This window comes from Pseudanabaena sp. UWO311, assembly GCF_006937785.1.
GTDB lineage: Bacteria > Cyanobacteriota > Cyanobacteriia > Pseudanabaenales > Pseudanabaenaceae > Pseudanabaena.
On the sequence record NZ_SJEE01000018.1, the window covers coordinates 47,919 to 62,071 of the forward strand.

Annotated in this window: 7 protein-coding genes, 1 pseudogene and 1 riboswitch; of the genes and pseudogenes, 1 reads left to right on the forward strand and 7 read right to left on the reverse strand. The window is 44.3% G+C overall.

Annotation, left to right across the window (positions count from 1 at the left end):
- Positions 1–49: 49 nt before the first annotated feature.
- The 5 genes and pseudogenes from PseudUWO311_RS14645 to PseudUWO311_RS14665 all read right to left on the reverse strand — a co-directional run bounded on the left by PseudUWO311_RS14645 (position 50) and on the right by PseudUWO311_RS14665 (position 7,281).
- Positions 50–334 carry a YggT family protein gene (locus PseudUWO311_RS14645; RefSeq protein ID WP_142656038.1) on the reverse strand — a complete coding sequence of 95 codons (285 nt, stop codon included), beginning with the start codon at positions 332–334 and terminating at the stop codon, positions 50–52.
- A gap of 195 nt (positions 335–529) precedes the next feature.
- Positions 530–1,355, reverse strand: a pseudogene (locus PseudUWO311_RS14650) (ABC transporter ATP-binding protein).
- Positions 1,356–1,382: 27 nt separating this feature from the next.
- Positions 1,383–2,777: a CmpA/NrtA family ABC transporter substrate-binding protein gene (locus PseudUWO311_RS14655; protein ID WP_142655998.1), complete on the reverse strand. Its 1,395-nt coding sequence runs from the start codon at positions 2,775–2,777 to the stop codon at positions 1,383–1,385.
- A gap of 15 nt (positions 2,778–2,792) precedes the next feature.
- Positions 2,793–3,587: a nitrate ABC transporter permease gene (gene ntrB / locus PseudUWO311_RS14660; RefSeq protein ID WP_411729926.1), complete on the reverse strand. Its 795-nt coding sequence runs from the start codon at positions 3,585–3,587 to the stop codon at positions 2,793–2,795.
- 157 nt (positions 3,588–3,744) lie between these two features.
- A riboswitch (cyclic di-AMP (ydaO/yuaA leader) is annotated at positions 3,745–3,889 on the reverse strand.
- 560 nt (positions 3,890–4,449) lie between these two features.
- Positions 4,450–7,281 (reverse strand): M16 family metallopeptidase, encoded by a 2,832-nt coding sequence (locus tag PseudUWO311_RS14665; RefSeq protein ID WP_142656000.1) that lies wholly within the window; start codon positions 7,279–7,281, stop codon positions 4,450–4,452.
- 222 nt (positions 7,282–7,503) lie between these two features.
- Between PseudUWO311_RS14665 and PseudUWO311_RS14670 the strand changes: the two genes are divergently transcribed.
- On the forward strand, positions 7,504–7,881 hold the full coding sequence (locus PseudUWO311_RS14670) for a resolvase (RefSeq protein WP_142656039.1): 378 nt from the start codon (positions 7,504–7,506) through the stop codon (positions 7,879–7,881).
- 79 nt (positions 7,882–7,960) lie between these two features.
- Here PseudUWO311_RS14670 and PseudUWO311_RS14675 read toward each other — a convergent pair whose 3' ends face one another.
- Positions 7,961–11,938: a DNA-directed RNA polymerase subunit beta' gene (locus PseudUWO311_RS14675; RefSeq protein WP_142656001.1), complete on the reverse strand. Its 3,978-nt coding sequence runs from the start codon at positions 11,936–11,938 to the stop codon at positions 7,961–7,963.
- Positions 11,939–12,026: 88 nt separating this feature from the next.
- Complete coding sequence (rpoC1, locus tag PseudUWO311_RS14680; protein WP_142656002.1) at positions 12,027–14,063, reverse strand: DNA-directed RNA polymerase subunit gamma; 2,037 nt, start codon at positions 14,061–14,063, stop codon at positions 12,027–12,029.
- Positions 14,064–14,153 lie beyond the last annotated feature (90 nt).

Consider the following 14,153-nt stretch of genomic DNA (forward strand, 5'->3'; position numbering starts at 1 on the left):
CTATAGCTAAAACCCAAAAAATAGAAAGGCGGCGCGAAGCGCCGCCTTTCTATTGCATCATCGTCAAAACACCTTGCTGACCTAGCAACATTTCGCGCAAAAGACTAAAAATCCCCACTCCAATCACTGGTGATATATCAATACCGCCGATGGGTGGGATTAACTTTCTTAGTAAAAACAGTAAAGGCTCAGTTGGAAAAGTAATTAGGCTATAGGGAAATTGCTTGAGGGGAATCTGGGGATACCATGTCATGATGATCCGAAATATATACATCAGGATAAATAATCCCAACACAATATTGAGAGTAAGAGAGCTAATGGCGATCGCGTCCACAACAGTAACCAGTTTCAAATTTCAAAGTACTTATGCGAACGATCCTAACAGTTTTACTTGACATTTTTACTCGCGTTTGAACTAGATCATGCCTCCATATAGAGCTATAGACACCTGTATCAGGACAAATCAAAACCCAAATAGTGAGAGGCGGCGTTTCGCGCCGCCTCTCACTATTTGGGTTTTAAGAATGATCTACTGATATCGTTCTAGAAAATCTAACGCTTGATTGCGTAATTCATAATATTCCGCTACCACGTCCTCGCAATTCGTGACGATCGCGAGGACGTGGTAGCGGAATATCTAGCACCTGACCAATCGTTGCTTTTGGTCCATTGGTCATCATCACCACGCGATCGGACATAAAAATGGCTTCATCAACATCATGGGTAATCATCATCACTGCTTGGCGATGGTTTTCCCAAATATCTAAAACTTGCTGTTGTAACTTTGGTCTAGTTAGAGCATCGAGCGCTCCAAATGGTTCATCTAGCAATAGCATTTTCGGACGAGTTGCTAAAGCGCGAGCAACCCCAACTCTTTGCTTCATACCCCCCGAAAGTTCTTGGGGATATTTATCGGCGGCAGCAGTGAGATTGACCATTTCAATATGTTCGTTAACTATAGATATTTTTTCATCACGACTTGCGGTTTTAAATACTTCATCTACCGCCATGCGAATGTTTTCTCTGACTGTCAACCAAGGAAGCAACGAATAGCCTTGAAATACCATCATCCTCTCTGCCCCTGGTTTGCGAATGACTTTACCTTCTAGGGTGACTAAGCCTGATGTCGGTTTCTCTAAACCTGCCACAATTCTGACTAAAGTAGATTTTCCACAGCCAGAGTGACCAATTACAGAGACATATTCCTGCTCAGCGATCGCAAGGTTAATGCCATCTAGTACCACAAATTGACTGCCATCGGGTTTGCGAAATGACTTGACAATATTTTCGACCACTAAAAAGGTTTTGTCAGGGGGATGGTTGTTAGATGTGGTGCTGCTTGGGGAAGTAGTCATACAGTTTTTTTGTTTCTAGGATAATTTTTAGGCAAAGAAAAAAGACTGGGGAGCATTTGCCCGAATTGCAAAGTTGCTGAGATAGCCGATGGGATTACTAGGATCAAAGGATTGGCGATCAGCAAAGGCTGAGGCAGGTTCTACTTTATAGTCATCAGCAGGACTAACAATGCCCATTTCGGCAGCAATTTCTCGATATAAATCGGTGCGCCATCCTTGACGTGCGATCGCTTCGGCATTCTTGGGAAACTCAGGGATTTGTCCCCAACGGGCGGCTTGGGTCATTAGCCAGAGGCTCTGTGATTGCCAGAGGAACGTAGAATGATCGTTGGCAATTTCAGAAACAGCAGTAGGCATTTCAAAGAAAATGGTTGTTTCTAGGCTGTTAGTGATGCGTTGTTGATTATCAAATCCTCCGTAGTTGTAGTTCCCTACAATTGCGGGTCGCGTATATTTAACATTTGCTCCTGTAAAGGAACGTTGGGAGATGATTTTAGCAACTTCTTCACGATTCGCAGGTTCACTACAATATCGACAGGCTTCGATCATCGCTTTTACTAGCGATCGGTAGGTTTTGGGATAGTCTTGAATGAAGGATTCGCGCACAGCTAACAGGCGATCGGGATGTCCATTCCAAATTTCTCGCCCTTGAGCAAAGGTAAATCCAACTCCCTCGTTACCTGCGATCGCTCGCGTATTCCAAGGTTCAGCAACCATGTAGGCTTGAATTGCATCCATTCGCATATTGCTCACCATCTGAGGTGGTGGTGTAATAATAGAACGCAATTCAGTAACTGGATTAATACCAGCCGCTGAAAGCAGATAGCGAATGAAATATTCATAAATGGAAGAACTCAGAACCGTTGCCCATACGCGATCATCTATGGATGCTGTTTGCCAATATTGTCGCATAGCTCTTCCAAAGGCATCTAAATCGCCTCTATATATAGATAGGGGACTGATACCCGCTTCCCATAATTTACGATTGAAGGTAATGGCATTACCATGACGGTGAATCGTCATGGCAGCACAAAGGGGAAATTGACGTGCGCCTTCTGCGCCAATACGGGCATTGGTGACAGCACCAGATACAACGGGAGAAGCATCTAAGCGTCCAAAAATGATCCCGTCACGGGAATTAGCCCAACTCGCTTCTCGACTGAGCGTAACGTTTAATCCATACTTGCGAAAAAAACCTTTTTCCCAAGCGATCGCAAAGGGAGCGCAATCGTTAACAGGTACAAAGCCAACCGTTAAATTTGGCTTTTCCAAACTGGCAGGATTAATTACAGGCTCCACAGCCAAAGCTGTCTCCGATAGTCCAGTGGGATTTCGTCCTTGTTCTTGGGAACATGCAGAAAAGGCGATCGTTGAGGCAGTAGCGGTCATTCCCTGAAGGAATGCTCTCCTTGTGGTAGACATGGGAATCTCCGAAACTTAAGATTGTGCAGGGCGACGAGTCATGATTGCTTGTAATTTAGCAAGGGCATAGTCCAAAATCAGTCCTGTCACACCAATCACAAAGACCGCCAAAAATACAGAACTTACATTTAAACGATTCCATTCATCCCAAACAAAAAAGCCAATACCAAAGCCACCCGTGAGCATTTCCACCGCCACAATTACTAACCATGCAATCCCTAAACTAATCCTTAAACCTGTAAAAATATAGGGCAAACTCGCTGGCAAAACTACTTTTATTAACTGCTTCCAACGAGGCATTTCTAAAACTTGGGCAACTTCCAAATAGTCTTTGGGAACGTTACTTACTCCTTCAGCAGTGTTAATAATCGTAGACCAGAGGGAAGTAATGAAAATCACGAAAATTGCTGAAGGTTCGGCAGCATTAAAAATAGCAAGGGCGATCGGCAACCAAACGAGTGGCGAAACTGGCTTAAAAACCTGAATAATCGGGTTAATTGCTAACCAAGCATTTCGTGATAACCCAATCCAAACCCCGACGGGAATGGCAACTATAGCTCCTAAGAGAAAGCCAATACAGACTCGACGTAAACTTGCTAAAAGTAGCCATCCAATCCCAATATCACCAAGTCCACGACGATAAAACGGATTTAAAATAAAATCTAAATTCTTGACAAATGCTTCTGGCGGTGTGGGCATCATTTCATTGCGAAATAAAGCGATTGCCCACCATAGGGCGATGACTCCTGCAAATCCTGCGATCGGCAGCAATACATTAGGTCGAAACAAACTGCGAAAACACCCAATCATAAAAGTGCGGGTATTAGTCGCCAAACTCATCAAAACCATGATTTGTAGTACCTTGTTTCAGAATGGACTGATGTGATCTGAAAGTCCAAACAAGAATCCTGTTGAAACTGATACTAATCGTCAAAAAATTTTAACTTGCAGCGATCGCCATTTCCCACAGTCTTCTCTCAATGCCTACGAGGTTAGCTGACGGGCTAGGACTGAGAGATGTCCTTTTTCAGATTCATTCTGAAAATACGCCCCTATGCTCTTAGAGAACTTGGTTCCCCCGTTTTTTGTTTTACTTTAGGTAATAACTTAGAGATAATACCAATTCACGAAAGTGTGGCTACACTTTCGTGAATTAAAAATCAAACCCTGTAAGGGTTTTAAAAACACAAAATGGCTACGCCATTTTGTGTTTTGGGATAAAACAAAAATTAGGCTGACTTACTCAGTTGCACAAAGATATATCACCATTTTTTTTAACATGTCAACACCTAAAATCTAGATATAATCTAACTTGCCATTAAACGGAAAGTTTCTTTCTGATAGGGTATTTAGGCTTAGCAATAACTATCTAACTCCTCAATAATACCAAGACACAAAATGGCTACGCCATTTTGTGTCTTTAAAACCTTTACGGAATTTGGTTTTTAATTCACAGAAGTGTTGCCACACTTTTGTGAATTAGTATAAATCACTGTTTCCTCATTACTAATCCATGCCCAAAGATGATCTCCATAGATGAAATGCCACCATTTATATAGGATGCCTCACCAATCCGCTATGGTTCATCACTTCATTTAATAATTGGCGATCGCGATGCAATTCCATTTCTAAACTATCAAAAGTAAGGTGGGCAAAGCCCACCCTACTTCTACTATTTCTCAGTTTTAGGAACTACCGACACAATCAAAAGATTATCGGGTTGTAATAATTCCTTAGCAGCGCGATTGACCTGCTCAAAAGTCACGGATTGAATGCGCTGAGGAAACTTGTAAAAATCGCCAACTGGTAAGCCGTAGATCTCATCGCTAAGTAAAGAACTAGCAATGTTATCAGGATTGGCAAACTCAGTAGAGAAATTGTTGATCAAGCTCTTCTTTGCCACATCAAATTCAGCTTGAGTTATGCCCTTATCGCGGACAGATCTAAGCAAAGCCACCGTTGCGGCGATCGCCTTTGCCGTATCCTTACCACTGGTTTGCATCTGCACGATAAATGCGCCCTGTGGTGGTCTGCCTGCTTGGAAATAGCTGTAAATGCCATAGGTTAAGCCAAGGCGATCGCGTATTTCCGTACCAAGGCGGCTGGATAAGGTATCACCGCCTAAAACTTGGTTTAGCAATAGAGCTGGATAGTACTGCGGATCAGAGCGAGAAATACTTGGATGTCCAATGATCGTGACCGCTTGAGTTTTACCAGCTAGAGATATTTGCTTCTCATTGGTTGCAGCTAGGTTAGAAACTTTAGGAAATTGGAACTTTGGTACTTTGCCAGTAGCTTGCCATTTACCCAATTTTTCTTCGAGTAAAGTTCTCACCGTCGCAGGGTCAAAATCTCCCATGAGTGTGAGAATCGTACTGTCAGGACGATAATAGGTTTTATAAAACTTTGCCAAATCTTCTCGTTTTAAAGATTTGAGAGTTGCTTCAGTTCGCATTGCATAAAAAGGATGCCCTTTAGGATAGAGCGTTGACTGGAAGATCCGCCGCACTAAGGTATTAGGATTATCCAGCTCTGACTTAAAGGCTAGGAGATTGCGTTGAAGATTGAGGTCAAATTCCTTCGCTGGAAAAGTTGCATTTTGCAACAAGTCGGCTAATTGATCGAGCACAATTGGCAGATCTTTAGCTAAGCCGATGCCAGAAATACCGACATTTTCCCGACCTGCCGAAAATCCTAAACTAGCACCACGATTTTCTAAACGTGATGCAAGGGTTAACGCATCTTTGGTGGTCGTGCCATTGGTAAGATTTTGCGCCGTGATTCCTGCCAAGCCAGCTTTGTCAATTGAGTCAAAGCCCGCACCTGCATTAACTTCACCCACGAGAGTTACTGTAGGCGTACTGCTATCTGGCAATAACAATACTTTCAAGCCATTGGCTAACGTGAACTTGTCGGGCTGCACCGCCGTGGGAATATCGACTTTGTTATTTAAAGCGCTTTCTGGCAAATACTTCGCTACTTCCGATGGATCTACAGGAGAGCCAGGCTTAAAAGCTTCTAAAGAATGTGCATTACTGGGAGTTGTCCCAGCACCAGCCGTAATTACTGATGGCTCGAAATATCCGACCACTCGGCGATCACGTTGTAAATATTGCTTAGCGACGCGCTTGATATCAGCGCTCGTGACTTTGTTAACAGCACTTAAGTAGCGATCGCTATAGCGATAATCTTTAGCAACAGTTTGGTTATAACCAATTTGACTAGCTTGAGAATTAACATCGCGATTGCCTAAAATGTAGCTAGCTCGCATACTAGTTTTAGCGCGTTCTAGCTCTTCTGTGGTTATTGGCTGCGTTTGCAGCTTGTCAATTTCAGCCAACAACAAGCGATCTAGTTCTTCGAGCGATTTACCCTCTGTCGGTGTCGCGCTCATAAAGTACCAGCCCGTGCCAATCATTGATGAGGCACTACCACTAGCACTACTCGCTAAGCCTGTCTCCACTAGCGCTTGATAGAGTCGTGAACTTCTACCTGATGTCAGAATGCTATCCATCACATCGATCGCGGCAACATCTTCACCATTAACATTAGGCAAATCTGGATAAACTGCTTGCAAAAATGGCACACTACCAGGCTCTTTGAGTCGAATCGGCTCACGCGCCGATTTAGGCTCTAGCGGTTTGGGTTTACTTTGCTGTGTTTCAGGTGTGATTAAAACTTTGGGCTTTGGTGGAGCGGCGATCGCGCCATAGATTTCGCGCACTTTTTTGAGCGTGGCTTCTGTCTCGAAATTACCAACAATTACCAAAGTCGCATTATCGGGGCGATAGAAAGTACGGTAATAATTTTGAATATCCTCAACTGTATAGTTCTCAACATCGGGACGATAGCCAATCACTGGCCAACCATAAGAACTATCAGGATAAGCCGCTAGCATCACTTGTCGATAAAGTCTTGTGCCTGGGCTATTGTTCCCGCCGTCTAGCTCTGATAAAACAACAGTACGCTCACTTTTGAGTTCATTTTCACCCGCGACTGTATTGACCATGCGATCGGCTTCCAATCTAAGCATCGCATCCAGTTTGTCGCTTCCTGCTGTCCCCACATAGGCGGTCATGTCATAGCTAGTAAAAGCATTAGAGTCACTACCTAAGGCACTAAACAAGCGTCCAAACTGGATTGGACGATCTTTTGTCCCTTTAAACATCAAATGCTCGAGCTGGTGAGAAATGCCTGTTATTCCTGCTTTCTCATTTTGGGAACCGACGCGATACCAGACCTGCACACTGACTACAGGAGCTGTGTTTACTTGCTTAGTTAATACCGTCAAACCGTTATCTAAGACAGTTTTAATCACATTTCCTGTCAACGAGTCGGGCGATTGGTTAGTAATTGTCGTAGTTTTGGCAACTAGATCAGGTTGAGCAGCATAGGCTTGACTACCTGACAATTGCCCCAAAGTTGATTGCCAAGATAGGGGCAAGTTACTGAACATCACCACTGCGATCGCAGTAGCTAAACCGCGACTCAAAAAAGAGAGCATAAAGTTACGCTTCACCGAAATCTCCACGAAATACAGTTTTTATTATAGATGGGCAAATCAAGACAAGTTAATTTGAGGAAAATTTCCCACGCGATAGTCTAATCATTGTTTTGGGCATTGCATAATATTTAAAGCTATAGGTCTTTCCTGCTCTAGCCCCAAAAGCATAGTTTTTCTGTTTCTTTGATTATTCTGAATATTCCTATGAATCCATGTGATGACATGAGTCTGCCATTCTCTCTCACCGAACTAAAATCCGATCTTACTTACGAATTAATGGATGTAGAGGCAATCCAAAAAGCTTTAGGGCGATCGCGTGCTTCGGTATATCGCTATGCCAATACCGATCCGTTGCAAGGTTTACTAAACTTACCTTACGATCCAACGCGGTTAAATCCTGAGCTGCGCCAAAGCGATCGCGAACCTTTATTATTTCATCCCACTGAGGTGTCAAGATTTGCAAGGGATGTTTTAAAAATGAAACAGGTGACCATTCAGGTGCAGGAGCCAGCCCAAAACGAGACTAATCGACTATTACGAGAAATTTTGCAAGAGATGCGATCGCTCAATCAAGCGATCGCATCTCTTCGTAATCTCTAGTACCCGTTTGGATTCAGCGTGCAAACTATCTCCCAAAATAAAATAAAAAAAGGCGGTGCTTAGCACCGCCTTTTTTTATTTAGTCTTCATCATCAAAATCATCATCATCTTCCTCATCATCATCTTCAAATTCAACGTCATCATCCACCAGCTCATCGTCAAAGCTACGACGACTACGTGGTTTATCAACGACGCGAATTGGCTCAATTCGAGGCTCAATGATTTGATAATTACGTGCAGTATTGTCATCAATAATCACGTCATCCGCTTCTTCGTCATAGCCGAGTTCTGGCTCATAGCCATTATCAACATCTACGATTGGCGTATCGTAAGCATTAAAGCCCGTACCCGCAGGAATCAAACGACCGATAATCACGTTCTCCTTCAAGCCGCGCAGCCAGTCAGACTTACCTTCAATCGCAGCTTCGGTGAGAACACGAGTGGTCTCTTGGAAACTCGCCGCCGAGATAAAGCTGTCGGTATTTAAACTTGCCTTCGTAATACCCATCAATACTGGCGTGTAATCAGCAGGTGCGCCACCCGTAATTTCCATCGCTTCATTGATTTGTTCAACTTGGTGAAGTTCTACCAACTCTCCAGGAAGACGAGTAGTATCACCACCATCCTCGATCCGTACCTTAGAGGTCATCTGCTTCACGATTACCTCAATGTGTTTATCGGAAATATCTACACCTTGAGATTGGTATACCGACTGGACTTCGTTCATTAAGAACTCTTGTACCTTTTGCAAACCAATTAGAGCAGCTTTTCTGACTCCAAGGGATTCCTTGTAAGCATGGAAATAGATCTCGAGAATATCGTGGGGATTGGCAGGTCCATCAGTAAGTGCTTCACCAGCCAAAAGCTTCTGACCATCAGAAATAATTACACTCTGACCCGCATTGAATGAATAGTCATCATCCAGAACGCCATCATCCCCAAGAATCTTTACTTCAGGATTGTCGTCAGAGTCGTAGGTAACTTGAGCAGTTCCTGTTGTCCGCGCAAGTACACACATTTCCTTAGGTTTACGTGCTTCGAGCAGTTCTTCAATCCGAGGTAACCCTTGGATGATGTCTCCAGTTTTAGCACGTTCAAATACCAGCAGTGCAATGTTGTCACCACGCTGAACAAGGTCAGCGTCATGGATTTGCAACAAAGCTCCAGGGGAGACGAGGTAGGGGCGACCGATCCGAAATACGACTGAGTCATTCTCAATCCTGAGGACTTGTCCAGACTCTTCAGTAATCACGCCCGCACCAATTTCATCACCCGAGCGCAAGAGATCGCCAACTTGAACTATGGGATTAGGACAATGAGTAGTAATACAATCGGCTTCAGTGACTACCAGCAAACGACGAACTACTTCCGAGCCTTGACGAATACCACGGATCTGGCCTGGTTTCTTACAAAGAATTTCGGTACGCGCAACAACTGCACCTGGTTCAATGCGATCGCCGTCATTTACCAATAGTCTTGTGCGTGAGTTGCTATGGGCAGGATCGCCAGAGTTGTCTTGACGAATCACTAAAGATTCGAGAATTACCAATTGCAAGCGCAGACTACCTGGATCAGCGTCGTTAGGAATAAACTCAATGTCGGCAGCTAATTGAGGGGCATCAGTATCAACCTCTAGCAATAGCTGGGTCTTGAGTAGCTCCACGCTATCGATCGCCTTTACGCGATCGCCATCCTTATAAGGAATGCGTTGAACCGCACGCAGACCAATCGAACGACCTTCTTGGTTAACTGATTCTTGACTAGGTACTGTTGGTACATCAGGAACTTGGTATTCTTCGACAGGGCGCAATAGCAATGCTGGTCCCTCGGTTGAGTCCAGATATTCCACATAGCGGAGTTCGGGCGAAGTCAATCCTGGCATAATTTCCGTTCCAGGATAAGCCAAAGACCCATTCTTTTGCATTGCCGTTTGCGGATCATCGACCAAGTGCAAGTCACCTGGCTTGATCACGATTTCGCGCAAAATATCGTTCTTTTGGAATACTTCGACCACACCAGCAGTTTGACTGAAGATATCCTTCACGACTTCAGTACCAGCTTCGATAAACTGATTTTCTTCGACCATCAACAGGGAAGCATCTTTATTAACCTCATGGGTTTCTTCAGGAACCCAAAGCAGCGTACCGCCTTTAACGACTTCATAACCCTGCTTGCCCTTACTGCGTTTAGCGACTTCTACACCAGCAAACTTGATAATACCGCCACTCTTAGTTTGGTAAGTATCATCAATCAGTTCAGCAACGACTTGATTATTAATCAGTTTTGAGCCTGGCGAAGCTTTCAGGGAGAAGCTTTGACCACCTTGAGTCTCAAGCACATAATGCTCACGACCTTGATAGCTTTCTTCTTTGACGATCGCCTGATCCAAGATTACCGAAGCTGTAATGATTTCCACTTCACGGTTATGGCGACTATCTTCTTCACTAAGACGCACAACGCCACCATGCTCTGTGATCAAGCGGGTCTCCGCAAGCACGTCACCCTCTTGGACTTGAGCTTCATTTTTGACAGTTGGTTCCGCAGTTGGCGGTAAATCATAAACTTCACCAGCCAATACCCAGACACGACCTTTTTCACCACGAGCGACGTAGCTAGTATTACCTTGACGATCTTTCTTCTCTTCGATCGCTAGATCTGAGAATAATACTTCGCCAGCTAAACCAGTATTGAGTGCTTTAGTCGCTTTTTCGGTGGTCTTACGTGAGGTTTTACCAGTTATTGACACCTCAGCCATCAACTGGTTTTGAGTTACCTTTTGCCCATCACGCACCAACAATGTTGAACCTTGGGTGATCGCATAGACTTTTTTGCCTTCAGCACTCTCCAAGGAGAAGTCACCATTTGATTCAACAATAAAAGCATCTTCACCATGACGAGTACGCATGGGGCGAACTTTCAGCTTTTTGTTGTATTTGATCGTGCCATCATGGGGAGCGCGTTGCTGATCCGCAACTTCCCCAGTAAACACACCACCCGTGTGGAATGTCCGCATGGTCAGCTGTGTACCAGGTTCACCAATGGACTGTGCCGCGATAATTCCCACGGCTTCGCCGATGTTTACTAGCTCTAAATGAGCTAGACTCCAGCCATAGCACATCTGACAAACTGCGCGAGTAGATTCGCAGGTAAATGCCGAACGTACACAAACTTCTTCGACACCAGCTTTGGCTACGGCTAAAGACAAGTCTTCAGAAATTTCTTGGTTGTGGAAAACAATCACTTCGCCTGTTTTCGGATCGACAATATCCTCGGCAGCGACTCGACCAAATAGGCGATCGGAAAGTTTGATCAGGGTCTTTTCCCCATCTTTCATTGCTTTCAGGCGAATGCCGCGAGTTGTGCCACAATCATTTTCACGCACGATGACATCTTGAGATACATCGACCAGACGGCGAGTAAGATATCCAGAGTCGGCAGTCCGTAACGCTGTATCTACTAGTCCTTTACGTGCACCGTACGACGAAATAATGTATTCAGTAACTGTGAGCCCTTCGCGGAAGTTCGTTTTAATCGGTAAATCGATGATTTCCCCTTGAGGATCAGCCATCAAACCGCGCATACCTACTAGCTGCCGCACCTGCGAAATGTTGCCCCGAGCACCAGAGAACGCCATCATATAGACAGAGTTAAGCGGATTATTGCTCTTGAAGTTTTTCACCACCTCATCTTTGAGGTTCTCGTTAGCCACGTTCCATGTATCAATTACTTTTTGGAAACGTTCTACCTCAGTGATTTCGCCCCTTGTATAACGGCTTTCTGTTTCTTCAATCTCCAGTTCGGCTGCCGCTAGCAAAGCTTTCTTACTAGCAGGAACCTGCAAATCCTCAATACTAATTGAGACACCAGCCTGAGTCGCATAGCGAAAGCCTAACGCTTTAAGTTGATCAGCAACGTTAGCAGCGCTAGTAGTCCCATAATTAGTAAAAGCCCAAGCAATTAACTTTTTCAGTTGTCCTTTGTCAATAGTGCGATTGATAAAGCGCTGAGGCTTCTTTTCTTCAGGCGAGTCCGTGTTGCTAGTCGTGAAATCTGCCATGGTATTAAGCTATTAAATAATCTTTAGAGTAATTAATCGAAATTCTATGGTTTATAGTCACGTCGCCAAGCGATGTGACTATAAACAGTTAGCTCGCTAGGGATGCATAGATTGCTTGATTGAAAATCACACGCCCAGGAGTGGTTTTAATGTATTGAGAAATCAAACCGCCTTCAGCATCTTCACGAATACGACGGAACTCAAATTCCTTTACTTTCGTACCATCTTCTAGAACTGTGACCTTGGGTTCTTCATCGTCTTTTTCTTCACCTTGTCCTTCAAGAATTCCTTCAAAACGCACCCAAACATTGGCGTGAATATCGATTTCGCCCTGTTCGTACGCCATCACAACATCATTGAAGTTGGAGAAGTAACGTCCTACACCCTTCTGTTTGTAAGGATTATCCGTTGTGAGATAGTAACAACCCAAAACCATATCTTGGCTAGGTGTAACGATCGGACGACCAGTTGCAGGTGAGAGAATGTTATTAGATGCAAGCATCAATAGACGTGCTTCCGCCTGTGCCTCAATCGACAAAGGAACGTGAACTGCCATTTGGTCACCATCGAAGTCAGCGTTAAAGGCTGGACATACAAGCGGATGCAATTGAATTGCTCGACCACTTACCAGCAAAGGTTCAAAAGCTTGAATACCTAATCTGTGCAGCGTCGGTGCGCGGTTCAACATGACTGGGTGTTCACGGATCACATCTTCAAGGACATCCCAAACGGCTGGATCATTGCGTTGAATCAATTTCTTCGCCGCTTTAATGTTGTTGACCAGTCCTGTTTTAATCAGGCGATGAATCACGAAGGGCTGGAATAGCTCGATCGCCATTTCCTTGGGCAGACCGCATTGATGAATCTTGAGGTTAGGACCTACCACAATAACGGAACGACCTGAATAGTCAACCCGTTTGCCGAGCAAGTTTTGACGGAAACGACCCTGCTTACCTTCGATGATGTCCGAGAGAGACTTGAGTGGGCGATTATTTGCACCAACCACCGTGCGTCCACGACGACCGTTATCGATCAACGCATCAACAGCCTCCTGCAACATCCGCTTTTCGTTACGGACGATAATTTCAGGCGCAAGAATTTCCTGTAATCTCGCTAGGCGATTATTACGGTTAATTACTCGACGATAGAGATCATTTAAGTCGCTTGTAGCAAAGCGTCCACCATCAAGTTGTACCATCGGACGCAAGTCTGGAGGAATGACTGGAATGACATCCAATACCATCCAGTCTGGTCTAGAACCAGTTGCCACAAAGTTATCAACCACGCGCAGACGCTTAATTAATTTGGCGCGTTTTTGACCTTTAGAGTTTTCGATGTCGGTGCGGAGCCGCTCTGCTTCTTTCTCAAGATTGATATTTTGTAATAACTGCTTAATTGCTTCAGCACCAATACCTACTTCAATTCCGTCTAGTACAGGATCTTCGGCATAAATCTGATCTTCAAGATCAATCCATTGATCCTCTGACAGTAACTGCTTATAAGAGAGATTGTAGGCAGTAGCAATCACTTCTCCCACCTCAACAATTTTTCCTTCTGTCGTAGTTGGAGTGTGCTTGGGGTGTAGTGGATAAGCCACCTCAACACCGTCTACTCCTCGCACCCGAATTTCGCGGCTATTAACGACAGTAACTTCGCCATCAACCTCGGACTGAATTCCAGGATTAAGGACAACGTAGGCATTGAAGTAAACAATTTGCTCAACATCACGTAGAGGGATATCCAGCAAAGTAGCCATATAACTAGGGATACCCTTGAGATACCACACATGGGTAACTGAGGCAGCTAGCTTAATAAAGCCCATGCGATGACGACGTACCCGTGATTCTGTCACTTCTACACCGCAGCGTTCGCAGACAATACCGCGATGGCGCACGCGTTTATACTTACCGCAATGACATTCCCAATCCTTTGCAGGACCAAAAATCCGTTCACAGAATAAGCCATCCATTTCTGGCTTTAATGTGCGGTAGTTAATAGTTTCAGGTTTTGTGACTTCGCCAACCAAACTGCCATTTGGTAGAACTCGTTCGCCCCATTTACGAATGCGATCAGGTGATGCCAAGCCAATCTTGACATAGTCAAATCGCTGTTCCACTTTCGCCATACGTTACAACGTCCTTAGTAAATTGACTATTTATAAATTCTTCAACTGATTATCAATAAATTCGTAATTCGTAATTCGTAATTATCAATT

Coding starts and splice junctions, on each gene's coding strand:
- PseudUWO311_RS14655 (WP_142655998.1), bottom strand. CDS start 2,777: ATGTCTACCACAAGGAGAGCATTCCTTCAGGGAATGACCGCTACTGCC.
- ntrB (WP_411729926.1), bottom strand. CDS start 3,587: ATGATTGGGTGTTTTCGCAGTTTGTTTCGACCTAATGTATTGCTGCCG.
- PseudUWO311_RS14675 (WP_142656001.1), bottom strand. CDS start 11,938: ATGGCAGATTTCACGACTAGCAACACGGACTCGCCTGAAGAAAAGAAG.
- PseudUWO311_RS14665 (WP_142656000.1), bottom strand. CDS start 7,281: ATGCTCTCTTTTTTGAGTCGCGGTTTAGCTACTGCGATCGCAGTGGTG.
- rpoC1 (WP_142656002.1), bottom strand. CDS start 14,063: ATGGCGAAAGTGGAACAGCGATTTGACTATGTCAAGATTGGCTTGGCA.
- PseudUWO311_RS14670 (WP_142656039.1), top strand. CDS start 7,504: ATGAGTCTGCCATTCTCTCTCACCGAACTAAAATCCGATCTTACTTAC.